This is a genomic window from Vibrio sp. D431a, from assembly GCF_030248655.1.
GTDB lineage: Bacteria > Pseudomonadota > Gammaproteobacteria > Enterobacterales > Vibrionaceae > Vibrio > Vibrio alginolyticus.
In genome coordinates this window covers 1-26,408 of sequence record NZ_JAHGAP010000008.1, presented here as the reverse complement: position 1 = coordinate 26,408, position 26,408 = coordinate 1, and the positions used below count along the sequence as shown (strand labels likewise).

25 protein-coding genes are annotated in these 26,408 nt (G+C 42.3%); 10 read left to right on the top strand and 15 right to left on the bottom strand.

From position 1 onward, the window contains the following. Window positions 1–39 precede the first annotated feature (39 nt). Window positions 40–1,014, top strand: coding sequence for a porin (locus KJB35_RS05665; RefSeq protein ID WP_025768142.1), 975 nt, complete (start codon window positions 40–42; stop codon window positions 1,012–1,014). Between the two features lie 610 nt (window positions 1,015–1,624). Here the strand turns inward: KJB35_RS05665 and KJB35_RS05660 are convergent. Further along, the gene (locus KJB35_RS05660) at window positions 1,625–1,969 is read right to left on the bottom strand and encodes a DUF3316 domain-containing protein (RefSeq protein ID WP_005377323.1); all 345 of its coding nucleotides are present in this window, start codon (window positions 1,967–1,969) and stop codon (window positions 1,625–1,627) included. Between the two features lie 461 nt (window positions 1,970–2,430). On the opposite strand from KJB35_RS05660, the gene KJB35_RS05655 reads away from it, so the two are divergent. The 4 genes from KJB35_RS05655 (at window position 2,431) to KJB35_RS05640 (ending at window position 6,230) form a co-directional block, all read left to right on the top strand. Next, window positions 2,431–3,219 carry a transporter substrate-binding domain-containing protein gene (locus KJB35_RS05655; RefSeq protein WP_005377324.1) on the top strand — a complete coding sequence of 263 codons (789 nt, stop codon included), beginning with the start codon at window positions 2,431–2,433 and terminating at the stop codon, window positions 3,217–3,219. Between the two features lie 135 nt (window positions 3,220–3,354). Then, window positions 3,355–4,302 carry an amino acid ABC transporter permease gene (locus tag KJB35_RS05650; RefSeq protein ID WP_005377325.1) on the top strand — a complete coding sequence of 316 codons (948 nt, stop codon included), beginning with the start codon at window positions 3,355–3,357 and terminating at the stop codon, window positions 4,300–4,302. Between the two features lie 14 nt (window positions 4,303–4,316). Continuing rightward, window positions 4,317–5,051, top strand: a complete 735-nt coding sequence (locus KJB35_RS05645; protein WP_170893395.1) for an amino acid ABC transporter ATP-binding protein — start codon at window positions 4,317–4,319, stop codon at window positions 5,049–5,051. A gap of 276 nt (window positions 5,052–5,327) precedes the next feature. Further along, the gene (locus KJB35_RS05640; protein WP_206970878.1) at window positions 5,328–6,230 is read left to right on the top strand and encodes a homocysteine S-methyltransferase family protein; all 903 of its coding nucleotides are present in this window, start codon (window positions 5,328–5,330) and stop codon (window positions 6,228–6,230) included. Between the two features lie 147 nt (window positions 6,231–6,377). On the opposite strand, the gene KJB35_RS05635 is transcribed toward KJB35_RS05640, so the two are convergent. Then, a complete protein-coding gene (locus tag KJB35_RS05635; protein WP_206970877.1) occupies window positions 6,378–7,370 on the bottom strand; it encodes a zinc-binding dehydrogenase in 993 nt (330 codons plus the stop codon). Between the two features lie 345 nt (window positions 7,371–7,715). On the opposite strand from KJB35_RS05635, the gene KJB35_RS05630 reads away from it, so the two are divergent. Beyond that, window positions 7,716–8,789 carry a permease gene (locus tag KJB35_RS05630; protein ID WP_242532995.1) on the top strand — a complete coding sequence of 358 codons (1,074 nt, stop codon included), beginning with the start codon at window positions 7,716–7,718 and terminating at the stop codon, window positions 8,787–8,789. Window positions 8,790–8,887: 98 nt separating this feature from the next. Here the strand turns inward: KJB35_RS05630 and KJB35_RS05625 are convergent, their stop codons facing one another. Both KJB35_RS05625 and KJB35_RS05620 read right to left on the bottom strand, forming a co-directional pair. Then, window positions 8,888–9,649, bottom strand: coding sequence for a transporter substrate-binding domain-containing protein (locus KJB35_RS05625; protein WP_186585015.1), 762 nt, complete (start codon window positions 9,647–9,649; stop codon window positions 8,888–8,890). A gap of 120 nt (window positions 9,650–9,769) precedes the next feature. Then, on the bottom strand, window positions 9,770–10,288 hold the full coding sequence (locus KJB35_RS05620; RefSeq protein WP_005377333.1) for a cysteine hydrolase family protein: 519 nt from the start codon (window positions 10,286–10,288) through the stop codon (window positions 9,770–9,772). Window positions 10,289–10,402: 114 nt separating this feature from the next. Between KJB35_RS05620 and KJB35_RS05615 the strand changes: the two genes are divergently transcribed. Continuing rightward, window positions 10,403–11,314 carry a GlxA family transcriptional regulator gene (locus KJB35_RS05615; RefSeq protein WP_054579521.1) on the top strand — a complete coding sequence of 304 codons (912 nt, stop codon included), beginning with the start codon at window positions 10,403–10,405 and terminating at the stop codon, window positions 11,312–11,314. Between the two features lie 202 nt (window positions 11,315–11,516). Here the strand turns inward: KJB35_RS05615 and KJB35_RS05610 are convergent, their stop codons facing one another. From KJB35_RS05610 to KJB35_RS05600, 3 genes are all read right to left on the bottom strand, one after another. Then, the gene (locus KJB35_RS05610; protein WP_017635961.1) at window positions 11,517–12,566 is read right to left on the bottom strand and encodes an alcohol dehydrogenase family protein; all 1,050 of its coding nucleotides are present in this window, start codon (window positions 12,564–12,566) and stop codon (window positions 11,517–11,519) included. Next, window positions 12,563–13,084: a TetR/AcrR family transcriptional regulator gene (locus KJB35_RS05605; RefSeq protein WP_053307056.1), complete on the bottom strand. Its 522-nt coding sequence runs from the start codon at window positions 13,082–13,084 to the stop codon at window positions 12,563–12,565. Before KJB35_RS05605 ends, KJB35_RS05610 begins: the two co-directional genes overlap by 4 nt. Window positions 13,085–13,227: 143 nt before the next feature. Beyond that, entirely contained in the window at window positions 13,228–14,409 is a 1,182-nt protein-coding gene (locus KJB35_RS05600; protein ID WP_017635963.1) for an MFS transporter, read from the bottom strand. A gap of 159 nt (window positions 14,410–14,568) precedes the next feature. Between KJB35_RS05600 and KJB35_RS05595 the strand changes: the two genes are divergently transcribed. Continuing rightward, window positions 14,569–15,453 (top strand): LysR family transcriptional regulator, encoded by an 885-nt coding sequence (locus tag KJB35_RS05595; RefSeq protein WP_005377338.1) that lies wholly within the window; start codon window positions 14,569–14,571, stop codon window positions 15,451–15,453. Between the two features lie 115 nt (window positions 15,454–15,568). On the opposite strand, the gene KJB35_RS05590 is transcribed toward KJB35_RS05595, so the two are convergent. Both KJB35_RS05590 and KJB35_RS05585 read right to left on the bottom strand, forming a co-directional pair. Next, window positions 15,569–16,474 (bottom strand): TIGR03571 family LLM class oxidoreductase, encoded by a 906-nt coding sequence (locus tag KJB35_RS05590; protein WP_053307049.1) that lies wholly within the window; start codon window positions 16,472–16,474, stop codon window positions 15,569–15,571. 132 nt (window positions 16,475–16,606) lie between these two features. Continuing rightward, the gene (locus KJB35_RS05585; RefSeq protein ID WP_005377343.1) at window positions 16,607–17,512 is read right to left on the bottom strand and encodes a LysR family transcriptional regulator; all 906 of its coding nucleotides are present in this window, start codon (window positions 17,510–17,512) and stop codon (window positions 16,607–16,609) included. Between the two features lie 112 nt (window positions 17,513–17,624). Between KJB35_RS05585 and dkgB the strand changes: the two genes are divergently transcribed. After that, on the top strand, window positions 17,625–18,425 hold the full coding sequence (gene dkgB, locus KJB35_RS05580) for a 2,5-didehydrogluconate reductase DkgB (protein ID WP_053304418.1): 801 nt from the start codon (window positions 17,625–17,627) through the stop codon (window positions 18,423–18,425). A gap of 198 nt (window positions 18,426–18,623) precedes the next feature. Here dkgB and KJB35_RS05575 read toward each other — a convergent pair whose 3' ends face one another. The 6 genes from KJB35_RS05575 to KJB35_RS05550 form a co-directional block, all read right to left on the bottom strand. After that, on the bottom strand, window positions 18,624–19,316 hold the full coding sequence (locus tag KJB35_RS05575; RefSeq protein WP_132937121.1) for an SDR family oxidoreductase: 693 nt from the start codon (window positions 19,314–19,316) through the stop codon (window positions 18,624–18,626). Between the two features lie 106 nt (window positions 19,317–19,422). Further along, complete coding sequence (locus KJB35_RS05570) at window positions 19,423–20,121, bottom strand: IclR family transcriptional regulator (RefSeq protein ID WP_054575004.1); 699 nt, start codon at window positions 20,119–20,121, stop codon at window positions 19,423–19,425. An 87-nt stretch (window positions 20,122–20,208) separates the two neighbouring features. Further along, entirely contained in the window at window positions 20,209–22,179 is a 1,971-nt protein-coding gene (locus tag KJB35_RS05565; RefSeq protein WP_115386007.1) for a diguanylate cyclase domain-containing protein, read from the bottom strand. 186 nt (window positions 22,180–22,365) lie between these two features. After that, complete coding sequence (locus KJB35_RS05560) at window positions 22,366–22,719, bottom strand: DUF2750 domain-containing protein (RefSeq protein WP_115386006.1); 354 nt, start codon at window positions 22,717–22,719, stop codon at window positions 22,366–22,368. Window positions 22,720–22,894: 175 nt separating this feature from the next. Then, complete coding sequence (locus tag KJB35_RS05555; protein WP_005377354.1) at window positions 22,895–23,509, bottom strand: OmpA family protein; 615 nt, start codon at window positions 23,507–23,509, stop codon at window positions 22,895–22,897. 2 nt (window positions 23,510–23,511) lie between these two features. Continuing rightward, window positions 23,512–24,822: a TolC family outer membrane protein gene (locus KJB35_RS05550; protein WP_017635971.1), complete on the bottom strand. Its 1,311-nt coding sequence runs from the start codon at window positions 24,820–24,822 to the stop codon at window positions 23,512–23,514. Window positions 24,823–25,222: 400 nt separating this feature from the next. Here KJB35_RS05550 and KJB35_RS05545 point away from each other — a divergent pair. After that, window positions 25,223–26,408, top strand: a 1,186-nt coding sequence (locus tag KJB35_RS05545) for a cadherin-like domain-containing protein (protein ID WP_285469423.1), incomplete at its 3' end; no start/stop codon positions are given.

The following is a 26,408-nucleotide window of genomic DNA, read 5'->3' as shown; positions in this document are numbered from 1 at the left end:
ATTTCACTCGATTCAAACAACACAAGTAGTGGTAATTAAATGAAAATGACAAGAACGTCGATCGCAATCGCTGCACTTTTTTCTGCAAGTGCTGCAAATTCAGCCGTAGTTTATGAAGATCAAGAATCAGTATTAAATATTCATGGCCGAGCGCAAGGGATGTATTATTTCTCTGATGATAAAAATGCAGACGGAGATAATAGCTACATTCGTGTAGGACTTGCAGGTGAGTCTAAAATAAATGAAGATCTTTATGCCTTCGGCTTATATGAGTTGGAATTTAAGTCTAATCGCAGAGATGCTGATGGGATTGAAGATGATGAATTTGATATCCGAAAAGGCTATGTAGGAGTTGGTGCAGATTACGGAACAGTAAGTTATGGACGTCAATACGGTGCGGTCACTTTAGTATCTGACTACACGGATATTTTCCCGGAGTTTGGTAATGAAGCTGCTGGCGTAAGTGCGGATCTATATGGTACCGGTCGCTCCGATTCAGTATTTAAGCTAACGACAAGCTATGAAGGTTTGAATATTCATGTTAGCTATCAGGCTGAAAACGATGAAGTGTCAACAGATGCAGCCTCTTATGGTGCGGCGGCGGACTACAAGTTGCCATATGGCTTCAAAGTTGCGCTTGGTTACAACGAAGGTGAAGGGCAATCGGGTGCAGAAGATGCAGAGCTGCTAACGGGTGCTATTGCATTTGAATACGACAAGTTTTATGCCTCTGTTTTATACAGTGATGGTGAAAACTGGGCTAAAGATGGTTCTGAAAGTAATATTGATTACACCGGTATTGAAGCAGTTGCCACTTATGAAATAACAGATAAGCTTTGGGCACTTGTTGGCTATAACAATCTAGAGCGTGATGATGAAGACGTCGTCGATTACTACTCACTAGGTGCAGAGTACGATTTGACTTCTAATTTTAAAGCACTAGCAGAATACAGAATTACAGATGTAGACAATGAAGACGATATTCTTGCAATAGCTGCGAGATATTCATTCTAAAAAATTAATAAATATAAAAAGCCTGAAACTATTTTCAGGCTTTTTTATTTATCGGTGTAATTTTATAAGTGCTGATTTTCATCCATATATAATGGATTATATTGATCGTTACTTGTTAAAGTGTTTTGGATATAATTGTTTTGTTAGCTAGTCCACTGCTAGTTTTCATTTTCATATTTTTTGAATGATGATTTTTTTCTTTGGCAACAAGAAGTATCTTGTTGCCTTTTTTTATTTTTACGTCTTATGGTTAATTAAAACAAAAAGAGTTTTTTATATATTGCTATAAACGAGAAAAATATAACGACAATTGTCAGTCTTAGGTTGAGTTAATCTTCATAAAAAAGTGAACTCAATTTCAAGGGTCTTTTTCATTTAAGTGATGTGGAATCCATATGGCGAACCAAGTGAATGATAAAGCGCCAAACGACGAAATGTATCTCAATGAAGATTGGAAAAATTATTTTTATGTAAACGATAGAGGTAGGGATTGATACTGTTTATGTAAGGAGAGAGCGATTTATGAAAAGCCGTCGTTTCAATGTGATTAGACACCTTTACTTTCTTAAAATAGGAAGGGCTCTAAGAAAGTAAAGGTGCAGATGATTTTTTAGTTTTTACCGCCGTCACTTGTTCTGAAGTGATAATCGAAGTTTATGATTGCACGATATTTAACTTCATCACGGTTAAGTGCGTATTCTTCAACTCTCACCTTACTATCATCGATTGCAATATCACGAGGGAAACCGCTTCCAATGATGTTTAGACGATTTCTAAGTTCATGTTTTGATAGCGTTTGGTATTCATCGACAAGATCAAACGCAGAGCTATAAGCGGCATCTTTTGTCGTAAAGTCATTGAGAACAACTTTGTTTGTAGAGTGTTCGACATGAATACCAGCAGTAGCAGATAAACTGAATAATAATAGTGATGAGAGCGTCATTAGTTTTTTCATATAGTCACCTTTTTATTTGTATTACAAAGTCAAGATGTCCAACGAATCCTTGTTAATATCTCTCGACAAAGGTGATAGTGCCATTATAGAAATGTGCTGTACATCACATTTGTGACCATTGACTATGGAAGAATTGTCAACAATAAAACTCAAGCACTTTTGACATTACGGTCAATGTGAAAATGCGAATATCTGTATGGTTTCGTTAATAATTAAACCACTTTCGGAAACGCTGACTATTCAGTCAAAGCGTATGTTTGTTGTCGTTATAGTGACCTGCCTACAACTTAATCACTTAATGCATGCAATTCAATTGCAATGCCTTGGTATAGATTTTCATTCAGATCTTCCGTCTTAGTGACGATTCTACAAATTCTAGTGATTAAAAAGTCATTATTTGTGGTTTTTTATTCTATTGTCGTGTATAAAAAAACTTTACAACAAATGATAAAGGAATATCCATGAAAAAGTTATTGTGTTTTGCTGCACTGGGGTTAGCTGTTTCGACGACGGTTAATGCAGACCCAATTTTAGACGACATCAAAAGTACAGGGGAGCTAAAAGTCTGCTTTGATTCTGGGTATATGCCTTTTGAAATGACAGCAAAAAATGGGCAGTACATCGGGTTTGATATCGATTTGGGTAAACAAATGGCGCGTGCCATGGATGTTAAGTTTGTGCCGGTAAACACTTCATGGGATGGCATTATCCCAACACTGTTGACTGGTAAGTGTCACATGATTATGGGCGGGATGACGATCACACCTATGCGAAATACTCAGGTGAATTTCGCTGATCCCTATGTGGTTATTGGCCAATCCATTCTCGTAGATCTCAAACATGAAGGTAAAGTGTCTAGTTACCGTGATCTCAATAGTCCAGAATATGTTGTTGCAACTAAGCTTGGGACAACGGGTGAGCAAGCGGTAAAACGATACCTTCCGAAAGCTAAGATAAATCTATACGAAACCCAGTCTGAAGCGGTACTTGAGGTTGCCAACGGAAAGGTAGATGCGTTTGTTTATGACTTTCCTTACAACTCTATTTATGTGGCGGAAAACAAAGGGCAGTTAATGCACTTGGCTAAACCGTTTACTTACGAGCCTTTGGGTTGGGCTGTGCCGCAAGGAAATCCAGATACGCTTAACTTCTTAAACAACTATTTACGTCAAATTAAGGGCGATGGAACTTACGATCGCATTTACGATAAGTGGTTTAACGACGATAAATGGTTAAAGCAAGTTAAGTAATCATTTTGTTATTGTAGAGGAGCGGTTAGCTTCTGGCTCGGTTCATCGCCAACCAAACGGTTCGTGCTGTGAAGCTAACGCTTTTCTTTATTCAAATACCCAACCAACTTTAATCAAAGTCATTCTCGGAATCACATGCAAAATAACTTTAAATCCCTATTGTGGAACGCTGTTTTTGTTCTTGTTTTGCTATCAATTTGCGGTCTTGTCTATCTGTCAGGTAAGCGAATCGATTACAGCTGGAATTGGGAGCGTGTCCTTCCTTATATTGCCACTAACGCTGCTTCATCCATTACCGCGCCTGTCGATGGGAACATCATTCTCGACGAGAATAACCAACTGGCTCTGGAGAGTATTCATGGTGATATTGTTCTTGAACTAAGCCAATATAAGTCTGTCGACGTCTATGAAGGTGATCTTATTTTTGAAGGAGATACCTTAGCAACTATAAAAGAGTGGCGCTCTGGCCCAATTTTAGATGGTGTTGTGACGACCATTAAAATCTCACTCTGGTCACTTATCATTGCTCTAGCGTTGGGCTTAGTTGTCGGACTAATGCGCATATCCAGCAATCCGGCATTAAAAAAGCTGGCGCTTGTGTATGTCGAGGTCATTCGTGGAACGCCTCTTTTAGTACAGATTTTTATCGTTTACTTCTTTATTGGTACTGTGCTTGACCTTGAGCGTTTTACTGCGGGAGTGATAGCGCTCTCCGTGTTTACCGCCGCTTACGTCGCAGAAATTGTGCGGTCAGGAATCCAGTCAATCCCAAGAGGACAAATGGAAGCGGCGCGTTCACTAGGAATGAATTATCCCAAAGCGATGATTTATGTCATTTTACCTCAAGCGTTTAAGCAGACATTACCTCCCTTAGCCGGGCAGTTTATCAACCTGATAAAAGATTCCTCACTTGTCTCCGTGATTTCGATTACTGATCTGACAAAAGCGGGCAGGGAAGTCGTAAGTGGTAGTTTTGCCCCATTTGAAGTTTGGTTTACCGTAGCGGCCCTTTATTTGCTTCTGACTAGTACCTTATCTTGGGCAATACAAACGTTAGAAAAGAAATTGGCAGCAAGTGATTAATGGTGGAGTCATTAATGGAATACATTATTTCAGCAAAAACAATTAATAAAATTTACCCTAATGGCTGCCATGCGCTCAAGGACGTATCGGTAAATGTAGAAAAAGGGGAAGTGATTGTCATCGTAGGACCGTCAGGTTCTGGTAAGTCAACATTCTTACGGACGATCAATCAATTAGAGACAATAAATAGTGGGTCTATTATCGTAGATGGTATCGATATGTACCACAAATCTACGGATATCAATAAACTACGCGCTGATGTGGGCATGGTATTTCAAGGCTTCAACCTTTTTCCACATAAAACGGCGATAGAGAACGTCATGTTAGCACCTTTAAAGGTTTCTAAACGTGACCCTGAATCGGTGAAGAAAGAAGCAAAAGATTTGCTTTATAAAGTCGGTCTGTCGGAGAGAATGGATAATTATCCTAATCATTTATCAGGTGGACAGCAGCAGCGCGTCGCAATCGCTCGTGCGTTAGCAATGAAGCCCAACATTATGTTGTTTGATGAACCCACATCAGCACTAGACCCTGAAATGGTTGGAGAAGTTCTTGATGTGATGAAAGATTTGGCCAAGGACGGAATGACGATGGTCGTGGTTACTCATGAAATGGGTTTCGCAAAAGAGGTCGCTGATAGGGTGTTGTTTATGGAAGATGGTGAGCTTTTGGTTTCTGACTCTCCTGAGCGATTTTTTGATAACCCCACCAACCCTAGATTGCAGAAGTTTTTATCTAAAGTATTATAATAAAAAGAAAATTTGATTGAGGGCGAGTCCCTCAATCACTTCATGCACTATTGTGGCTCGTAACGTTCGCCTCGCCGAGAGACATAGATAATGGGATTTTTACTCGAAGTTAATGGCGATAACATTAGCTTGGTCCGAATGAAAGGTCTGGTAAATACTAGAGTGTTTAATCAGCCATTAAGTCTTTGTTCACTTTAAACATAACAATTTCATTTTGAATTGATAAAAATTGTGTTTGAATAGAGCTTATGGATGTTTGGCGGTATGGATGTCTAAATGAAGAAAGTAACAATTTTAGATGGTGGCATGGGGCGAGAGTTAAAACGTATTGGCGCCCCTTTTTCTCAGCCGCTTTGGAGTGCACAAGCGCTAATTGAATCACCACAATATGTAAAAATGGCACATGAGAATTTCATAGACGCTGGCGCAGAGATTATCACTGTCAACAGTTATGCATGTGTTCCATTTCACTTAGGAGAGGAACTCTATGCAAAGCAAGGGGCTGAGTTAGCAAAATCTGCAGCCAAAATTGCCAGAGATGTAGTCACCAGCTCTAACGATAGAGTGCTCGTTGCGGGGTCTCTTCCTCCTGTAATGGGGTCTTACAGGCCTGAATTATTCGAGCCGAAAAGGGCACTGGAAGTGGCTTCTGAGTTATTTGAAGCTCAAGATCAATATGTTGATATTTGGTTAGCTGAGACCGTGTCTAGCCTTGCTGAAGTTGAAATTCTATCAATAATTTTAGCCAAAACAGATAAGCCCAATTATCTTGCTTTCACCTTAATGGATGACCCTAACTCTTTGCCTCGCCTTCGCTCAGGGGAATCTCTTAAAGTCGCGGTTAATACGCTGTTGAAAACAAATGTTTCAGGTATCTTTTTCAATTGCTCTATTCCTGAAGTTGTCGAGCAAGCGATCATAGATACACAAGCAGTATTGAGTGAGTCAGGTAGAGAATTGACGATAGGTGTTTTCGCAAATAGCTTTGCTCCGATAAAGCAAGCGCACCAAGCCAACGAGACCATTCAGGAAGTTCGTCATTTCTCTCCGACTGAATATCTTGAGTATGCTAAAAAGTGGCATGTGCAGGGAGCAAGCATTATTGGTGGTTGCTGTGGGATTGAACCACGTCATATTAAATTGCTAGCGGCTTGGAGAGACACTCTCGAAAACGCCTAATTTTGGTGAAGTGCAGGGAAGCATGACAAGAGATTTTGTTTTTCATTCATCGTTATAGATAAAATAAAAGTCTTTCGTATCTGGCAAAGTAACAAGATGCTTTAACTTGCTCATTACTTTGCCAGTGTGCCTCGAGATTTTTATTAATTATTTTTGGTTCAGATTAACGACAATCTTTCCAACTGTTCTCTGATTTCGCATGTCCAAGAGTGCGTTACCTACATCCTCTAAGCCGATGATCTTCAGTTTCGGTACTTCCAATTCTCCATTTTCTAATAGCTCAGACACTTCCTTTCCGGCATTAACGATACTTGCAAACCCTCTCTCGCCAAAGACATGACCAGAGCCCAAACTTATTTGGTGGAAGCCCAAGCCTTTTAAGAAGGCATCTGGATATTGAGAAGGGTCGACAGTCTTGACGAGCTCCACCATTTCTCCCTCAAAGGTTAACACCGAGGCTGCAATTCGGTCGTTATCACCGCCTACACAATCGAGTGCAACCTCAACGCCATGATTTCCGGTAATGTCCATTACTCGTTGAACTACATCTTCATGATGATAATCAATCGTATGGGTTGCTCCTAACGAGGACAAATATGCGTGATTAGCTTTTGAACTAGTAGCAATGATCTGTTCAACACCAAATGTCTTTGCTAACTGAATAGCAAAGCTTCCAACGCCGCCAGCACCTCCGGCGATAAAAATGCTGCTTCGATTTGAAATATCGAGCTTGTCTACCAAAGCGCGATATGCGGTCCAGGCTGCGCAAGGTGTGGATGCTGCCACTTCAACCGGAACCTGAGGGTGCTTTATGAGCGTTCTTGAATCATGGATAGCAAATTCAGCGAATCCTCCGTGATGGCGTCTCATGTTTCCGTGATACAACACTTTATCGCCAACCTTCCAATCAACGACCGCATCGCCTACAGAGACTATTTCTCCTGATACGTCTAACCCGCCAACAAAATTGTTATCCATGTTAGTGACCATGTCTGACCAATAATGAATTTTTGCATCGACAGGATTCAAACCAACAGCGTTAACTTTAACCAATACATCAAATTGGGTTTCTAGTTTTGGTGTAGGTAATTCGGATAAAGAGAAAGTATCGTTATCTCGTTGGTAAGTTATCGCTCTCATAGGTTTTCCTTATTATTAAGAATGGTCGAAAGTCATACTAACTCAGAGGGTGCTGCTGCAATAATTATGGTTTTTTCTTATTTTGATAATTTTAGGTTATGTTTGATAAAAAGGATTCGAGATGCTCTGAAATTATCATAGACAACCAGTCTGCATAGCTAACGACATGTAACTTTATGATAAGTAATGACTAGTTTTATTATTCCATTTTTATGGAAATATTCTGTTGATTTTTTGTTTTGTGATTCTATAATTCCAGAAATATCGAAATGAAAGCTTATCTATCAGGTAAGCTTGTTAGCGAAAATGACGAGGAGAGTAAATGTGAATACAGAAATTATAACAATGGTTAAAGAAGCGCTGGATATGTTTGCGTTTCTAGCAACCGAACTTATCATCTTATTTCTGGCAATTAGCTACATTGTCGGTGTGTTGCAAGATTTTCTAACGCCAGAAAAAATTCAATCTATTCTTAGCTCGAAAAAGGGTAAAGGTTACTTCATTGCTGCGTTGCTAGGCTCGATTACGCCTTTCTGTTCGTGTTCGACCATTCCTTTCTTAAAAGGCTTGTTGCGTGCAAGAGCAGGTTTTGGACCTATGATGGTGTTCCTATTTGCAAGCCCGTTGCTTAACCCAGTGATTATTGGCTTGTTTGTGGTGACTTTTGGTTGGAAAGTTGCGGTATTTTACTTTGCTATCGCGATGTCAGTATCAGTGGTAGCAGGCTATGTACTTGAAAAACTAGGGTTTGAACGTTACGTCAAACCAGAAGCATATCAAGCGGTAGGTTCTTCTTCGTGCGGTACTTCTTGTGGCGATTCAAGCAAGAAAAAAGAAGAAGCGAGACCAGCATCAATCTGTGGTACCAGCGCCTGCAATGAACCTACGCCAGTTGCGGCGAAAACATCTTGCTGTGGTGATGCACCAAAACCTGAACCTAAAGTGGAAGTGTCTTGCTGCTCATCAGACGGTAGTGCAACAGCGACAGTCGTGGAAGAGAAAGAACCTAGCCGCTGGGTACGTATTTGGCAATCAACTTGGAAAGACTTTAAGCAAGTGTTCCCTTATCTCATGATGGGCATTGCGATTGGTTCATTTATCTATGGCTTCATCCCGACGGAGTTCATTGCGGAGTTCGCTGGTGAAGCGAAGTGGTACGCGATTCCGGTCGCAGCAATCATTGGTATTCCATTGTACATCCGTGCAGAGGCGGTCATTCCACTTAGCGCGGCACTAGTACAAAAAGGTATGGCTCTTGGATCTGTTATGGCGCTTATTATTGGTAGTGCTGGCGCAAGTCTTACAGAAGTGATTTTGTTGAAATCAATTTTTAAGAACCAAATGATCGCTGCCTTCCTAATCGTTATCTTAACGATGGCCATGGGAGCGGGTTACTTATATACGTGGGCTTTTTTATAAAAATAACCCTCGGGCGACTGCTCGAGGGCTCCGTTTTTGTCGCCATATAGGGAAAGGGAAGTTTCCTATACCGCGCAGGCTATAAAAAGATAAAGAGGTTACTCGTAAATACTATAGGAGAAATACTTGCTGGCGATGGTTTTATGCTTACCGCTCTGGATCAATTTTTGTATTCCGCTATCGAGTAATGCTTTTAATTCTTTGTCTTGTTTTCTCACTGCTACGCCAATGCCACGGCCGAACCACTTTTCCTCAGTAAACGCTGGTCCAGTAAAGTGATAGCCTTGACCTTGTGCAGTTTCAAGAAAACCAGCACTTAAACCGATTGAGCCGCCAAATACAGCATCTAACCGTCCATTGAGTAGATCGGTAAATGCCTCATCGAACGTACCATAACGACGAATATCAATATCTGGATACAAGGCCGAAAGGTACTTATCACCAATTGTGGCTCTTTGAACTCCAATAGATAAACGATTTAGGCTGCCGTCATCCATGTTGATTTCTCTATCATTTTTCATTACAAAACGAGTCGGTACTTTTGCATAAGGGACGGTGAAATCGACTTTCTTTTCTCGTTCTTCTGTGATTGTCATTGCAGCAATAATCGCATCGTTCTTGCGACTAAGGAGAGAAGGGATGATGCCATCCCAATCCATTTTTGAGATAACGCACTTTACTTCTAACTCTTTGCATAACGCGTTAGCGAGGTCGACTTCAAACCCTTCTAGCTTTCCCTCTTTTGTCGTCCAGCTAAATGGAGGGTAAGCCCCTTCAACAGTGAAGCGAATTTGTTTCCACTCTTTCGCATGGCTGAAAACTGAAAATAAGCTAATAAACAATGCGACTATCCATTTCATAAATGTTTCCTTGTAACTATTTGGAAACCAATGTTTAACACAAAGTAAGCAAATATCAATGAAAATGCATATATGTGTGACCTTTCGCCCGCATTGTGTGAGCGAAAGGTTTTGCGTGTATTACAGCTTATCTTCAATAGTTACGAGGGGAACTCTCGTTGAGACAGCGTGAAGTGCAATGTTGTGAATCATTTCATCGACCGTGGTACAGCTATCCATTAAGATCGAAACATCATACTTGTCCGCAGATTTTGAGATAGCAGTATGTGTGACGCAGTTTTGTGTCATCATTCCGCATACAAGTAACTCCGTTACATTTTTGCTTGCCAATACTTCTTCTAAACGTGTTCCTTCAAAGCTATCTGCGAAGTGCTTTACCACGATTTCGGAATTCGGCGCTAAAGCAAGAACTTCTGGGTGAATATTGGCACCGTCGCTGCCTTCATTGAAGAATGGGGCAATGCCCATGGCAGGATCGGCAATATGCTGAATATGAATCACAGGAATGTTTTGCTCATTGGCTTTAGTTATTGCTCTCTTAACATTGTCTAAAGTTGATTCTGTATTCCATAAAGGAAACTTTCCTTCTGGGAAATAGTCGTTTTGCAAATCAATTACAAGTAGGGCTTTTTGAGTCATTTTCTTTTCCTTTTATTGAGGATCATTGCGGTACGAATAATATAAAGACTTTTAGCCACCTTCTTTAGAGTCTAAAATGACACAAAAGAGTCAAAAAGCGACACTTGAAGATAAATGAAAATAGCACTCGTTAATTACCCAGATAGCTCGCAAGCCTCCGTATATGGTTTAAGCGAACTCTTCGAGATGGCAAACCGTGCGGCGGCTAAATTGGGCGTTGATGTGCACTTTGAAGTAGAGATATTGGATCACTGGTCAAACACGCACTTCGATGTGAAAACAGCGGTAATGATTCCGCCCAGCGGCACTGGTCAATATTACTTAGAACCAGAGCCAGAGCTACTCGACTGGTTAAATGTCCAATATAGTAAAGGTGCGATTTTAGCCTCCGCCTGCGCTGGTACTTTTATTCTTGCTCAAACCCAGTTGTTGACCAATAAGTCTTGTACAACACACTGGGGCTTGGCTCCTTCATTAGCGAGTCAGTTTCCCGATATCCACGTAAGACAAGAAGCCATCCTTATTAACGAAGGAACGATCATTACGGCTGGGGGTATGATGTCATGGGTGGATTTAGGCTTGGAATTGGTTTCCTTATTTGCGTCACCGGCAGTAATGCGCCTGTTAGGAAAAATGTTGGTTATTGATACTGGTCCGAGAGAGCAACGCTTTTATCAACAGTTTACCCCAAACTTCCAACATGGTGATGAGGTAATTGTTCAACTACAGCACTATATAAACGATCATTATCAAGGAAAACTGAGCAATAAAGAGCTTGCAGAGTTGAGTTGTTTAACAGAAAGGACATTGCAGCGACGCTTTAAAAAGGCGACAGGTTTCAATGTTAACCAATACATACAAAGCTTAAGAGTCCAAAAAGCTTGTGATTTACTTGAGTCGACAACCCTAACATTTGACGCAATATCATTTAGAGTGGGTTACCAAGATGTGAGCGCGTTCAGGAAAATATTTAATAGGATCGTAGGTTTAACACCAAAGTCGTTCAGATCTCGGTTCTGTTCATAAACGCCAGAAGTAAGATAATGTTGGTATTAAACATTTATAACTCAGAAACAAACACATATTTTTACAAGCTGGCTTAGCGTGATGAAAAGGGATAACAAGCTAAGCCAACCGTAGCGCACTCCTAATTACTGAACATTTTGTAGAATGCTTAAAGGGTTCTCAAATTACAATGACTTGTATAGGTCTTTGTTAATCACAAAAGCTATGTGATTTCCAAAACCAGTTTCCCAATATGTTGCTTGCGTGAAAATACTTCTTGCGCTTGACCTATCTGGTTCAAGGGAAATGACTCCGCGACTAAGGGACGAATTGCGTTCTGTTCGATATAGCGAACCAAGTTACCGAATACTTCTGGTGCCAAAACGGTACAACCAAATAACGCTAGGTCTTTAAGGTAAAGAGTTCTTACATCCAGCTCGACAATTGGGCCGCCTATGGCGCCGGAAACAGCGTATCTTGATCCTGGCTTTAGTACCTGAAGAAATTGTGGCCACTGCTCTCCTGCGACCAAATCAATCACTACGTCAACGCTGTTTTCTCCGAGAGTCGCTGTTAAATTTGCATCGCGAGGGATAACTTGGTTTGCTCCTAATGCCGTGATCTGTTCTTTCTTTTCTGGGCTGGCGATAGCAATGACGTATGCTCCACGCGCCTTCGCCAGTTGGATTGCGGCAGAGCCAACACCACCGGATGCCCCTGAAATCAGTACGGTATCGCTCGCTGTGACATTAGAGCGGACAAGCATGTTCTCGGCAGTTGAATAAGAACAAGGGAAGGAGGCCAAGTCGATATCCGATAAACTACTATTCACAGCATATGCATGTTTACTGTCAACAACAGTGAACTGAGCAAAGCCACCATCACATTCTGAACCGAAGTACCAAGGCGAGCTAAGTGCTTGACTGTGGAAGCGCGTAATACATGGTTCGATAAGCACACGCTGACCGATTCGTGATGGGCAGATATTCTCACCAACAGCGACGATGGTACCGCATACATCGGCACCTTGGATTCGAGGGAGAGATAGCGCGTCTCCTGACCAACTTGCATCCATGCTATTGGCGTCATTTTTAGAATACCATGCTGTTCGGGTATTGATGTCGGTGTTATTGACTCCGGCAGCGGCAACTTGGATCAATACATCATCAGGCGAGGGGACTGGCACAGGTAGATCATCGCGGTAACGAAGCATATCTGGCCCACCATGACCGATAAGTTGGACGCCTTTCATGACTTTCGGGATTGTGGTCATTGATTGTTCTCCTTCATTAGTTCTAGCAGAGTGCGTTCAGCGGATGCAAAGGCAGCGTGACCGAGAACCGGCCATGCGTTGGATAGACCTTCATGTAACAAGAAGAGTGTGGTTGCGAGGTCTTCTCGCTGACTTAGTTGGCCCATAAGCTGACGGACCGCCAATTTGTGTTGTTTTACTGCTTGATTAATTGATAGATTTTCTGGATAGGCTGCTAATGCATTGATGGACATGCAGCCATTCGGTGCAAACTCCTTCATCCAATCCTCGAGGCGAGTGAATAGGTGTAATACAGCCGGTGTTCCATTGGCAGGGGCGTCTTCGAGCAAAAAACTCAAATACCTTTGATGGCGATGCTCGAGAGCTGCAACAATCATCGCTTCCTTGGAGGGGTAGTATTTGTACAGGGTTCTCAGGCTGACTTCGCAGGCGTTTTTGAGTTGGGGTACGCTAGGCTCGGCGAAGCCATACTGACTGAATGCTTTTTCTAGGCTTGCTGCGATTTTTTCTTTCACTATTTGATACACCAGGTAGAACGTTTGTTTTACCTAAGGGTAGAATAAACTTTCTACCTCAGTCAATGGTGTATTTAAACTCTGTATTGAAAGCCCGACGTAATGCCGGGCTAATTTAAGTGATTTTTATAGATTCGGAACGTGAATCAGTGTGCCGTTGCGTGCTGCTCTCCACGCTTGTCTAGCATTCCGCTGAAACGGGTTAGTAGTAGAGCACCTAATACTACGATCGCGCCAATCCAAGGTGTGTGCATCAGCCCAGCATTGGCCACGATAAGGCCACCGCCCCAAGAACCCAGTGCAATACCTACGTTAAATGCAGCAATGTTGAGACCAGAAGCGACGTCGACTGCATCAGGTGAATATTTCTCTGCTAGTTTGACAACATAAACTTGAAGTCCTGGAACGTTACCAAAGGCAAAGGCACCCCAGACAAGAATGGTCACTACTGCAGAAATTGGATTAAATGCTGTGACACTAAACACGAGCAATACCACAATTAGGCCCGAGAAAATCGCTGTCAGAGCTTTGATTGGCCCCATAGAGTCGGCCATCTTTCCGCCCCAGATGTTGCCGAATGCGACTGATACACCATAAACCAACATAATTAGGCTGATAGCGCTAGAGCCAAACCCCGAAACTTCTTCCAAAATAGGAGCCAAGTAAGTGAAGGCTGTGAACGTACCACCGTAACCGAGCGCGGTGATTGCGTACACCAAAAGTAGACGAGGCTGAGTCAAGACTTTTACTTGCGATGACAGCTTGGTTGCTGGTGGTTGTTTCAGATTACTCGGCACTAGCAGAGCGCTTCCTATCAGTGCGATGATTCCAAGGATCGCGACGATTAGGAAGGTTGCCTGCCAACCAAATGTCTGGCCAATCCAGGTGCCAAGTGGCACGCCCGTCACTAGAGCTACGGTGAGACCGGTAAACATAATAGCAATTGCGCTAGCGGCTTTTTCTTTTGACACTAGGCCAGTGGCGATAGTCGAGCCGATCGAAAAGAACACACCGTGTGCAAGCCCGGTCAGTATCCTTGCTGTAACTAGTGTGTTGTATCCAGGTGCTTGCCAGGCTAACAGATTGCCAAGAACAAACAGTGCCATAACAGAAAGCAGAACGTACTTTCTTTTCCAGTTACCAGTCAGCGCTGTTAAAACGGGAGCACCAACCGCGACACCAAGTGCGTACAGGCTAACTAAAAGACCCGCTGAAGGTAATGATACGTTGAGGTCGGAGGCCATAGTCGGTATCAGACCGACAATTACAAACTCCGTGGTTCCAATAGCAAAGGCGCTCAGCGTCAATGCAAGTAAAGCTAAAGGCATAACAACTCTCTCTTATAATCATTGAATATGAATGGATAAACGAATAGCCCGTTTCCATGTCGTGTATTATTAAAGAGTTATTCGTTGCGAAAAATGGTGTTTATTACAAAATACTTTTGTTATAAATGATGAAAATGCGCAGTTAAGAAAGGGGATGAAATGTTAACCCGATCAGATGAATTAGAGATTCTCATGGCAGTTGTGGATAGTGGTGGATTTTCTTCCGCTGCTGATGCACTAGGTATTCAAGTCGCTAGGGTATCTCGTGCGGTTAGTAAAGTTGAATCACAGTTGGGGGTAACCTTGCTGAATCGCACGACACGCAGAGTGGAAGTTACTGAGGAAGGGCATCAGTTTGTTGAAGCGGTTCGCTTAGGTTTACTACAAATACAGCAAGCTGAAGAAGAGATCATCACACGAGGTGAATTACCCAAGGGGCGCTTAAGAGTTGATGCCGCTAGCCCATTTGTTTTACATCAACTTGTGCCGTTAATTCAGCCATTTAAAGAGGCTTATCCTGATATTCAGCTCGATCTTACCTCTAATGAGGGTTTTGTGGATCTATTGGAAAAAAGAACCGATGTGGCGATACGTATTGGACGATTATCGGATTCAACACTGCATGCTAAACCTTTAGGAACAAGCCCACTATTTATCGTTGCCACGCCTGGTTATTTATCTAAACGAGGTTTCCCTGAAGCGGTGAGCGATTTGCGCAGTCATAACTTGATCGGTTTTTCTGGCGCTAAAGTGTTAAATCAGTGGCCATTACGAGGGTTTGAGATGATAGAGCCTGATATCCTATCCAGCAGTGGTGAAACGGTTAGACAGTTAGTGCTGGCAGGGAACGGCATTGCATGTTTATCTGGCTTTATGGTGAAAGATGATCTTGATTCTGGACGGTTAGTGGCATTGTTTGAATCGGAAAAAATCACAAATACTGGACGAGAACAGGTCAATGCTGTGTTCTACAAATCTTCTTCAGTCTCTAAACGTATTTCCGCGTTCATCGACTTTATTCAACCAAGACTTACTTTAAAATAACTCTATTATTGTTGTTTTAACAAAAGAGTTTTGTCGTTATTGCAGCTTTTGTTTTTCCAAGTGCCAAGCCTAGCGTGCCACCCCTTAGTAAGGTGGCACATATTTTTATTTGATCTTAGTTAAAGCGTGGCAACACGTACTGAGCGATCTGTTCCATTGATTTCTCAATTGGTTGGCTATTACGACGGAAATGCAACCCGATGTGATTGACTCCTGCTTCTTGCATTTTTTCTAGCTCATCGCTCAAGCCATTGACTCCGGCCCGGATACCAAAATGATGCCGAACGACTGGTGCATTTGGGTTATCGACTAAATCAAGATGAATAAAGCTGGCGTAGGGTTTGTTTCCCGCTACGGAGCGCCAAAGTGCAACGCGGTGTTCATGATCATCAGGTGTGCCTGGGTAGGCGAGCCAGCCGTCTAGGTTTTCTCCTATCCATTGTGGACTTTGCTGCGCTAACCCTGCGACATAGATAGGAATATCAGCAAACTCGGGTAATAACTGTAGATCGTTACCCAGTTTATCATTTTTCGTATCTTTCAAAATCTCTACACTTTCTCGAAAAGCTGATCCACGGCTGTCAAAGTTGGCATTAAAAACGGGATATTCACTAGGGCGGTCTCCACTAGCCACACCGAGTATCAGGCGGTCACCACTTAACTCGTTGATGGTCGCAGCGGCTTTTTTCACTAGCCAAGGTTGTCTTAACGGTAATACTATCGCTGCTGTCCCTAGTAGAATGTTGTCGGTGCACGCAGAGAGATAGCCAAGATAACTGAACGGTTCATAAATTTGTGCCGCGTCTCCAAAGTTAGGGTCGTACAACGGGACATCTCTCACCCACGCTACGTTAAAGCCTAACTTATCGGCTAACATAATACGCTGTTTATGTGCACTCATGTCTGGTACGCCGAACGGTTTTCGTTGGAGCAGGCGTTTTTTCTGGCCTTCTTGGGTCCAGTCATTATCTAGGGGGAGCTCAACCCCGATGGTGAATCTGTTACTTAAATCTTTATGCATTATGAAGCCTGACTATTACTGTGAGTACTAGGAGGCAAGGTGCCTCCCTGATATTCAGGACACTATGAGATTTTTGTTGTGAGAAAAAGCGGCAAAAAGACAAAAGTGTTTTGCTACAAACAGCGGTGGTCTTTAAAGGAACTGGTGGTTCTCTACCTTGATTTCTTGCTTGATGAAGTCAATAAAAGAGCTGATCCGGCGTGAGGTGCTGGCATTTTTGTAATACACCGCATGAACGGGCTGTTCGACATTATGCGTGTGTTCACTAAGCACGCCCACTAAGCGACCAGCTTGTCGGTCAGAGTAGGTCATAAAGTCAGACAGGCAAGCTATCCCCGCACCATGTAAGGCTAAACATCTTAGCGTCTCGCCATTATCAGATCTTAGGCTACTCATAATACGCAGAAGTTTGTTCTTATCATCCATGATCGGCCATTCCTTAAGATACTCCGGCTTGTTGAATCCAAGTAGCTTGTGATTGAGTAACTGATCTATTGAGGTTGGAGTACCATGTTGTCTTAAATACTCTGGACTCGCGACGATTCGAATCCGACTTTTACCAAGAAATATCGCGCGCATGGTTGAGTTTTGTAGCTCACCGATACGAAAAGCAATATCGGTTTTTGTTCCCAAAAGGCTAATATTTTCCTCATTGGAATTGAGATCGATTTCGACTTCTGGATACAAGCTCTGATATTTAGCAATGTGCGGAGTTAGTACGTGCAGTAAGAATGGGGTAGCTGCGTTTATTCGTAGGAGGCCAGAAGGCTTATATTTCTGGCTTTTCAGTTGTGCTTCGGCATTCTCTACTGCTTCTACAATATGTCTGACTTTATCGAGGTATATCGTTCCTTCATTAGTAACATCTAACTTACGGGTTGTGCGATTTAACAAGGTCGTTTCGAGTTTGGCTTCTAGCCGAGATACCGATCGACTCACCGCCGAGACGGTCATCGATAACAGTTCAGCCGCAGAGCTGATTGAACCCGTATCGACCACGGCCATAAAGGTGCGCATTTCATCTAGAGTAGCTTTCATTGTTGAATATATTTCAAATTAGATTTGAGTATTGTTAACTTTACGGAAAGTTTCTTGCGGCGTAAAGTTTTGCTTCGAATCAACTATAAAATCGATAATTCAGGAGATTTAGATGAAAGTACCATCATTTGGCGTCGGCACGTTTCGTTTAGAGGGTGAAGTAGTTAAGGATTCAGTCCGTAATGCGTTAGAAGTGGGTTACCGCGTAATTGATACTGCACAGATTTACGGTAATGAGGCAGAAATCGGTGAAGTATTGACACAATCCGGTATTGCACGTGATGAGCTATTCATTACGACCAAGATCTGGGTTGATAACATGAACACGGAACAACTCATTCCAAGTCTAAAAGAGAGCTTAGAAAAGCTAAATACAGATTATGTGGATTTGACCTTGATCCATTGGCCTGGCAATAACAATAACTTGAACGAATACATGGCTTCATTACTTGAAGCTAAATCGCAAGGGTTAACCCGTAATATTGGCGTATCCAACTTTAATATTGACTTGTTGCAACAAGCGATAGAAGTGGTCGGTAAAGAGAATATTGTTACTAACCAAATCGAGCTTAGCCCTTATTTGCAAAATCGTAAGTTGGTCAGCTTCATGCAGGAAAACGATATTCAGGTAACGTCTTACATGACCTTGGCATATGGGAAAGTACTTGGGGACCCAACTATTGCAGGTATTGCTGAGGACTATCAGGCCACGCCCGCTCAAGTCGCGCTTGCTTGGGCTTTGTCAAAAGGTTACGCGGTGATCCCGTCTTCAACTAAACGAGAGAATTTGGCAAGTAACCTGAAAGCACTTGAACTTAATCTGAGTGAAGAGGCGATTGCAAAGATAGATGCGTTAGAAAGAAATGGCCGCGAAGTAAACCCTGAAGGGCTAGCGCCTGAATGGGATGATTGAGTGAGTTTCACAGGAAATCATTGCCTAAATGACGCCTCTGCAATCGCTGACTTCCTCAGCGTTTGACAGTAGTACAACACCATAGACGATAAGGGCTCGCTTGTCTGACGATAGTGCGAGCTTTTATCTTTTTGGCCTATTAGTTTACTGTATTCTCCCGGCCTTCAATTTGGCCGGGAGACGTCATTTAGAGATCAATTACCATTCGATTGTAGAGCCATCAAATACGCGGAAGCTTCCGGATTGCTCAAGTGTTAGCTGTTCTGCGACCGAAACAATGCCTGCAACACTTTCCTCGGCAGAAAAGGTTGCGTCCTCACCGCCCATATCGGTTTTTACCCAGCCGGGATGAACTGCGACAGTTTTTACTCCTCGCGATTCGAGATTGCGTGCTGCTGATACTAGAACCTGATTAAGCGCTGCTTTAGATGCTCGATAACTGTACATGTTACCTGAACTGTTATCGCTTAAACTCGCAACTCGGGTTGAGATTCCCACGATGGTTTTGTGCTGACTTTTCGCAACGTTGTCTTGTAGGGCTTGAATTAGCAGGGCAGGTGCGACGGTATTTATGTTTAGTACTTCTAGCCATTTTTTCTGGGTCATTTCGCCAAGCTTTGCACACTCTTCGCCTAATACACCTGCATTAAGAATTAAATGATCGAGCGGACGATCCGCTAATCGAGTGGCTAACTGATCGATATCTTGTTGGTTAGTGACGTCTAGAGCCATCAGTTGAAGTTGATTAGATTGGGTTACTAGTTCATTGAGCTGCTTAGCATTTTCTGGTGAACGACAAGTTGCGATAACTTGCCAACCTTTTCCAAGGTAGTGGCGGACAAATTGCAAGCCTAAGCCACGGTTAGCGCCGGTGATTAATACAGTAGACATCGCTTCTCCTACGTTGTTGAGTTGAACAACGACCATATTAGAGGCGACGTATAAGCATGTAATCAAAACAGTATAAAAATGGCCTAGGATTCGACATTGTCAAATCTTAAAATTTGAGAAAGATGCTGGCAAAGTGTTTTAGCCTAGTGACCGTCAGTTCGGAGGCAGCACCGCTAACACCTGCAACAGCAACGACTTTACCATCCAAGTAAAGGGGGATCGCTAAGCAATTGAGGTTTGGCTCTGCCTCTTCTAAATCGAGTGCGTAACCTGATAATACAACCTGATTAAGTTCAGTTTCTAACGTGGGGGATATTTGGTTTTCAAGGCGTAATGTTCGACGAAGCTCATCATCAAAACTAAGAAAAACTTTGCCGATCGCAGATGTTGTGAGTCCTTCTCGTTTCCCTCTCGGGCTACGGATAGTAAGAGGGTTATCCTGCTCTATAGCATCGATATACAAGTACTCTTTAGCGCCACTTTGTACAGCGAGGTAAGCTGTGTTGTTAGTCACTTGGGCCATTTTTTTCAGCAATGGAACAAAATGTTGTCGGATAGCTTCGTTTTTTTGTTCAATCGGCTTAGACAGTTCATAGCATCTAAACCCTAGGCTGTAGCTATGGTTGTGTTTGGATACATATCCAAGAGAGTGTAGAGTCGCAAGTAACCCGTGAACAGTCGTCTTATTTAACTGGATCGCATTACTGATCGTCTGTAATGATAGGGGAGACTCACTCATCGAGAGCAACTCGAGGATTAGAAAACCTCGCTCTAGAGACTGAATGTTTTTTCTTGCCTTGGGCACAAAGACTCCTTGATGATGGTGTTGCATCTGAATGGCTTACTGATGCTTCCACCTATAACAAACCACTACGCTGGTGGTTTGGTTTTATTAGAGAATATACTCAGCACTTAAACTGATCGGCTCGTTGTATGCATCCACAAGGGAGTTTTTTCCTTGCTTCTTAGCATTGTATAACGCTTGGTCTAATATCGAATAGAGCTCATCAAAGTTGGTGAGTGGCATTGAGGTTGATAGATAGGCCAGACTCGCAGATATATTCAATTGATGGTTATTAAGCGAATGTACACTCTTTTCTGAAATTGTTTTATGCAGACTTTGTATTCTAAAGGGAACGTCAATCTCATCGACGTTTTTCAATAGCAAGATAAACTCTTCTCCACCTAAACGACCCAAGTACTCTCCCTTATTAAGTTTAGCTTTAAGCGCTTTGCATACCTGTTGTAGTACTAAGTCGCCAGTCGGATGACCATACTGATCATTAATCGCCTTAAAGTCATCTAGATCGATTAATGCTAGAACGTAGCGGAAGTCTCCTTCCGCTTTGGAGGTGTGGCTTTTAATCGTCTCTATAATTGCCGCTCTGTTTAATGCACACGTTAAGCTGTCTATTTTGGCTTTTAAGCGTGTTTGTCGCTGAACCATCAATGCCAGAGCGAGGAGAATCAATAAACAGAAAACAACAAAATTATAAGTGCGTTGTTGGTCTGTGAGTTTTTCAAACTGGTACTGACTTAGAAGAGTTTCGTTGTTCAACTGCGCGACTTGTAGATCATATTCATACTCTTTTTTAGTGAGATCTAGTGCCTCTAACGCCTTGATATTACTCGCGTCTCGGTTCGTTAGTTCAATCGTCGAGTAGGCCTTGTGATGCTCCAGCGCCTTTTTGTAATCATTTTGAGCTTGGTATGCTTTTGAGAGGAGTAATTGGGCTTGCGCTTGCAATAAGGGCCTAGCGTTTTTTACCGCTAATCTTAACGCAATTGTACCGTGTTCAATCGATTTTTCGGGTGTATGGTTCTTTAAATATGCCAATCCAGCAGCCAAATGACCCTCTGTTTCAAGGTGCGTATTCTCATAAGTTTGGGCAATGTTTAATGCTCTTCCAATGTAATCTACCGCGGTATCCAATTGCCCAGAATCGGCCAAAGCAGCAGATAACCCTAAATAGGTCAACCCTTGCCCGTATGGATAATGAAGTTGTTCGAGAATCGTTAATGCATTTTTGTAGTGGCTGATGGACTTATCGAGTTCTTTGGATTTTCTGTACATCGCTCCTAGACTATGTTCGACTTGCGCAACTTCAAGAGGTGTCCCTTCATCTTGGCGAACCAGTAAGGCTTGAATGAGATATTGCTCTGATTGTTCAAATTGCCCCAGCTCTGCAAGTAAATTGCCGACGTCATTGTAAATCCCTGAAGGATCGCTTTGCGTCGACATGTTGGCCATCAACTGTCGATACAAACTTAAGGCTTTTTCATAGTCACCACGGTAATTGTAGTTATTTGCTACCACGCGCAAAGCAAGATCAACAGGGAAGTTTTCTTGATGCTTATGATTTAAGTGGCTCTCTATGGATGAGCAATAAAAGTTTGCTTTGTGATAACGACCTTGTTGATTCAGCGTATAACAAAGTTGATAGTTCATCAGAGCCTTGCCTTCGGAATCGGATATTTTCTTCATTGTCTGTCGCAAAGAAGAAAAGCTATCTACTGAGGCCTCGTAACTACCATGCTTACGTTCATTTAAGGCAAGAATATATTCTGATTCTAATTGAGAAAAAGGGTTGTCTAAGACTTGACTGCTGCCGTAGTAAGGCTGATTTATGTTTGACATATATTCATAAATCAATCCACTTACGTAGAGCTTTTCGCTGTCCGATTTCGCTGTATGGTAGCGATCTTGAAGCATGCTCAATGCCGACTCAGGGTTGCTTCGTAGTGTGGTTTGGTAGACAGAGTGCCACTGTGTGATATTTTGGTTTGGTTCAATATCTTGAGTGTCGCTTGCATATACTGGAGTGAGCAAAAGTGACGCAAGCAAGGGATAGAGCACGCGCATGTTTAAACGAGCCTTTAATTTAAGGTGCCTTTAAAGTTGAGTTATCATAGCGCTTTTAACGCATCAGCGTTGTGATTAAGTTGGGTGTACTAAGAAAAAGAGTAGTGAAACTATGCACTTGGTCGAGATATTGAAAGAAGAGGCATAAAAAGAAAGACCTCAACATAAAGTTGAGGTCAGAAATCTTTAATCAATGTAAAGCTTTGCTAGATCTTGAGGCTCAATTTCTTTGCCTTCTAACTGATCGTTCCAGTTAGTTCCAACAAGAACACCATCTTCAGCAAGAGTCAAAAGCCAATCTTCAACAAAGATATCTAATGGGATTTCTAGTACAGTAAAATCTGCCCATTCTTCAACATTATGTGCTTCTGCATCTTCTTTAGAAGACCAGAAAGGCATGACTTCGCTGTTTTCGAATTCAGTTGAATCGCAAGATAGCCAACCTTCTTCATTGCGTAAACCCCAAACCAATTGGTTTTCTTTCGTTTCTGCAACAAAAAGGTCAAGGTTCGCTTGGATATCTGATGTAAGTTTGCTCATTTCAAAACTCTCGTTGTTATGACGTGGCTAGAGTAACACTAAAGTGCCGATTCCTAAAGCATAATACGGTTGTCGAAATGAGTAAAAATAAAGGAGCCGAAGCTCCTTTTCTGAGGTTAAGTATTCACTCGTTTTTGTTTGCTTTGTGCTTGCAGAGCAAACAAAAACAGGTACTTTACCTTTCTGGAAGAGTTGTGAATATTGTCCACTCTCTTTTTATCTCGCCTTTGTAACCAACGACTGATGCGGTTACTCGACGATTTAAAGCATGGCTGACTTCATCGGTCCCTTGTTGTGCTAAGTGAGTGTCACCAAAACCAACAATGCGGACTCTACTCGGTTCGATGTCGTAGCTTAGTAGGGCTTCACGGACATTGCGTGCTCGTCTTTCAGAAAGATCTTGGTTATGCTTTGAACCGCCAACTTTACTAGCATAGCCGTGCAGCTCTATCGAAGTAGTAGGGTACTCTTTTAAAAAGTCGGAAAGCTCTCGGACTTGTCTTCTGAAGACTGGATTGATCTCATCAGAGTCGTTAGCAAAAAGTATCCGCACTTGCATGTTATCTGATGCTTTAATGTATTCTCCACAACCGTCGTTGTCGACCTCTGAGCCTTCAGGTGTACCTGGGCACATATCTCGAGCATTGATGACACCATCGTTATCGTCATCTTGCAAATCTGCTATTTGTTCTGCATTTGGTACAGGACGATACTCATATTCGTCTTCAGCAACAACGTGTTGAGTGATGGCGAGCATACCCAATGCAAATAGAATCTTCACTGGTTTCATGATCAGTACTCCACCTTTTCATTCCATTCTGTAGGTACATCGACACGCAAGGCATTTAACAATTGGCCAGTCGCGTTCATAACGCGGTACTTGGCGTACTGCTCTGAGTATCGAGCATCTAAGTAGTTCTTTCTCGCTTCGAAAAGTTCGTTTTCAGTATTTAACAAGTCCAGCAGAGTGCGTTTTCCAATGCGATACTGCTTTTCGTAGGCGATGACAGTTTCAGAGGCCGAATCTACGTGATCCGCTAGGAACTCTTTTTGTTGAAGTGTTAAATCTAACGCACTCCAAGATAGACGAAGACCTTCTTCTACTTGGCGGTATGCACGTTCTCTTAGGTCTTTTGCTTTATTTAGTTGGTAGGCAAAACTTTCAGCGTTGGCTACGTCACTACCACCGTTAAAGAGGTTGTAACGCATACGTAACATTGCTGTTGTCTCTTCGCTGCTTCCTTCGATACCGCTTGCATCATCACGCCATGTTTGAGCCGCTTCTACCGATATCGTTGGGTAGTAAGTTCCCTTAGATTGCTTGTATTGGAACTTTGCAGAGTCCACGTCAGCTACCGAAATTTTGATTACTGGATGTGACTCGAATGCCAAGTCAATCGCTTCATCGATGGTGTAGGGAATAAAGTTTTGGTCCGCTCTTGGGAAAATCAATCCTTGTGGTGACTGTCCGACAAGGCGTGTAAAGGTGGTGTGGCTGTCATATAAGTTGTTCTGAGCTGCCACCAAGTTACCGTGAGCCTTTGCTAAACGAGCCTCTACCTGGGTTAGGTCTGCTGTAGAACCGATACCTGAGTTAACTCGCTTTTTAATGTCTTCATAGATCTTCTTATGCACTTTCAAGTTATTCTCGGAAAGTGTCAGAATTTCATAAGCTTTTACTGAGTCTAAATAAACTTTCGCGACCTCTAAAGCGGTGTCTTGGGCATCAGCTAGAAGTTGATAACGGACCGATTCAGCATCAGCTGCTGTTCGATCCATATCATTAAGTGTCGCTGAGCCATCCCATATTAGCTGGGTTAGTGTCACGGTGGCTTCTTTTCTTGTCAGATCGGTTGAATCTCGCCCTGACTCTGCAGGTTTGATTCCTTCGTAACCGATACCGGCATCTAAGTCTACGGATGGGAGGTAAGCACCACCAGATGCTTCATTCACATACTGCTTGCTAACGAATTCATTGAACGCACTTTTGATGTCAGGATTGGTTTTTAATGTGTTTTCAACCGCTTGCTCTAGCGTTTGCCCAAAAGCATGACTAGCGGTGAACATACCAATACAAAAGGCGTTGGCACGAGTCCACTTCACTGTGATTCTCCTAGATAATGGTAAAAATTCTCGAGGTGATAGGGCTTATAAGTGGAATACTTATAAGGGCGTCAATAATTTAGCGCACAATAACATTAATATGCGATGAAGTAACCTGTTGATTCGCTGTTCATTTGTTTCAATTTTGATAAATCAACCTACTAAATCTGCCTAAAAATTGAATTAAGATCTCAAATTAAACATGGAGGTAATGGCTAGAAACGAGAGTCCAGATTTTAATAAAATAAAACACTTATGCATCTGGATTCTTATTGATGTATGACACATAATTACTTTATTGAGCATCAAATTGCTGTTATTGCACTATATATTCGGGCAATATATAGCAAATTAGTATTGTTAGTCAAAAACTTGACAGTTATTTAGGGTTAAGGTTTATATGGATCGTACAGCATTAGTGCCACTCGGTAATCAAGTCGTCGTAATAGGTTTGGATGGGCAGCTGAGAGTCCTTGCAGAAGGACAGCAGCCTCTACCAGGTGAAGTGATAGTGGCAATGACAGATGCTGCGCCTCAAGACCTGAAAATTCAGCTTGCTCAAGAGCAAGGTTTAAAAGATATTTCAGACGATGTAGCACAGATTATTAGTGCTATTGAGCAAGGTCAAGACCCTTCTGCTATTGATGAAGAACTCGCACCTGCAGCGGGTGAAAATAGTGGCTCCAGTTTGCAAAATAGTGCCACGATTGTACGAGATGGTACTGAAGTGCTAGCCTCAACAAACTTTGAAACTATTGGCCTAGAATCCCTCGGCTTATCTGAAACACAAGCGTTGACCTTAAATGACTTCTTCACAACAGGTATCGAGACAAGTGGGGATGGCTCAAGTAAGCCACTTACTAATTCTCCAGTGACATTAAGCGCTGTTGAGGAAGATAGCGATCCAATCACGATAACTACTGAAGAATTACTATCGAATGTCAATATTGATGATGCCGATACTCTTGTCATTACAAACGTCACTATTGAGAGTGGGAATGGCACCTTAATTGATAACAGCGATGGCTCTTGGACTTACATCCCAGAAGCTGATGATGACACTGAAGTGTCATTCTCCTATGACATCATTGATGATGATGGTGGTGTTATTAATGGCACTGCTAACTTAGATATTACGCCTGTTAATGACGCGCCAATAGCAACTAATGATGCGATTCAAACTGACGAAGATTCCCTGGTTGTAATTGATGTGCTCGCTAACGACAGTGATATTGAAGGTGATGATTTAATCATTACCTCTGCTTCTGTACCAGAAGAGCAAGGTATCGTTGAGATTATCGATGGTAAGCTTGTTTTCACTCCGGCTGAAAATTTCAACGGTAATGCAACGATTAGCTACACCATCTCAGATGGTGAGTTAGAGGATGAAGCTCAAGTTTCGGTAACAGTAAACTCAGTTAACGATGCGCCTATTGCCTCTAATGATACAACAATTACAGAGGAAGATAGCTCAGTAACGATTGATGTCCTGCCAAACGATACTGATATTGATGGTGATACGCTGTCTATCCAATCGGCTTCCGTACCTGAAACACAAGGCACAGTTGAGATCGTTGATGGCAAAC

Excerpts from the sequence above, each read along its gene's own strand:
- KJB35_RS05615 (WP_054579521.1), top strand. The coding sequence starts at position 10,403 with ATGAAAATAGCACTCGTTAATTACCCAGATAGCTCGCAAGCCTCCGTA.
- KJB35_RS05595 (WP_005377338.1), top strand. The coding sequence starts at position 14,569 with ATGTTAACCCGATCAGATGAATTAGAGATTCTCATGGCAGTTGTGGAT.
- KJB35_RS05600 (WP_017635963.1), bottom strand. The coding sequence starts at position 14,409 with ATGCCTTTAGCTTTACTTGCATTGACGCTGAGCGCCTTTGCTATTGGA.
- KJB35_RS05635 (WP_206970877.1), bottom strand. The coding sequence starts at position 7,370 with ATGAGAGCGATAACTTACCAACGAGATAACGATACTTTCTCTTTATCC.
- KJB35_RS05625 (WP_186585015.1), bottom strand. The coding sequence starts at position 9,649 with ATGAAATGGATAGTCGCATTGTTTATTAGCTTATTTTCAGTTTTCAGC.
- KJB35_RS05660 (WP_005377323.1), bottom strand. The coding sequence starts at position 1,969 with ATGAAAAAACTAATGACGCTCTCATCACTATTATTATTCAGTTTATCT.
- KJB35_RS05620 (WP_005377333.1), bottom strand. The coding sequence starts at position 10,288 with ATGACTCAAAAAGCCCTACTTGTAATTGATTTGCAAAACGACTATTTC.
- KJB35_RS05575 (WP_132937121.1), bottom strand. The coding sequence starts at position 19,316 with ATGTCTACTGTATTAATCACCGGCGCTAACCGTGGCTTAGGCTTGCAA.
- KJB35_RS05640 (WP_206970878.1), top strand. The coding sequence starts at position 5,328 with ATGAAGAAAGTAACAATTTTAGATGGTGGCATGGGGCGAGAGTTAAAA.
- KJB35_RS05610 (WP_017635961.1), bottom strand. The coding sequence starts at position 12,566 with ATGACCACAATCCCGAAAGTCATGAAAGGCGTCCAACTTATCGGTCAT.
- KJB35_RS05565 (WP_115386007.1), bottom strand. The coding sequence starts at position 22,179 with ATGCGCGTGCTCTATCCCTTGCTTGCGTCACTTTTGCTCACTCCAGTA.
- KJB35_RS05585 (WP_005377343.1), bottom strand. The coding sequence starts at position 17,512 with ATGAAAGCTACTCTAGATGAAATGCGCACCTTTATGGCCGTGGTCGAT.
- dkgB (WP_053304418.1), top strand. The coding sequence starts at position 17,625 with ATGAAAGTACCATCATTTGGCGTCGGCACGTTTCGTTTAGAGGGTGAA.
- KJB35_RS05655 (WP_005377324.1), top strand. The coding sequence starts at position 2,431 with ATGAAAAAGTTATTGTGTTTTGCTGCACTGGGGTTAGCTGTTTCGACG.
- KJB35_RS05590 (WP_053307049.1), bottom strand. The coding sequence starts at position 16,474 with ATGCATAAAGATTTAAGTAACAGATTCACCATCGGGGTTGAGCTCCCC.
- KJB35_RS05645 (WP_170893395.1), top strand. The coding sequence starts at position 4,317 with ATGGAATACATTATTTCAGCAAAAACAATTAATAAAATTTACCCTAAT.
- KJB35_RS05630 (WP_242532995.1), top strand. The coding sequence starts at position 7,716 with ATGGTTAAAGAAGCGCTGGATATGTTTGCGTTTCTAGCAACCGAACTT.
- KJB35_RS05560 (WP_115386006.1), bottom strand. The coding sequence starts at position 22,719 with ATGAGCAAACTTACATCAGATATCCAAGCGAACCTTGACCTTTTTGTT.
- KJB35_RS05665 (WP_025768142.1), top strand. The coding sequence starts at position 40 with ATGAAAATGACAAGAACGTCGATCGCAATCGCTGCACTTTTTTCTGCA.
- KJB35_RS05555 (WP_005377354.1), bottom strand. The coding sequence starts at position 23,509 with ATGAAACCAGTGAAGATTCTATTTGCATTGGGTATGCTCGCCATCACT.
- KJB35_RS05650 (WP_005377325.1), top strand. The coding sequence starts at position 3,355 with ATGCAAAATAACTTTAAATCCCTATTGTGGAACGCTGTTTTTGTTCTT.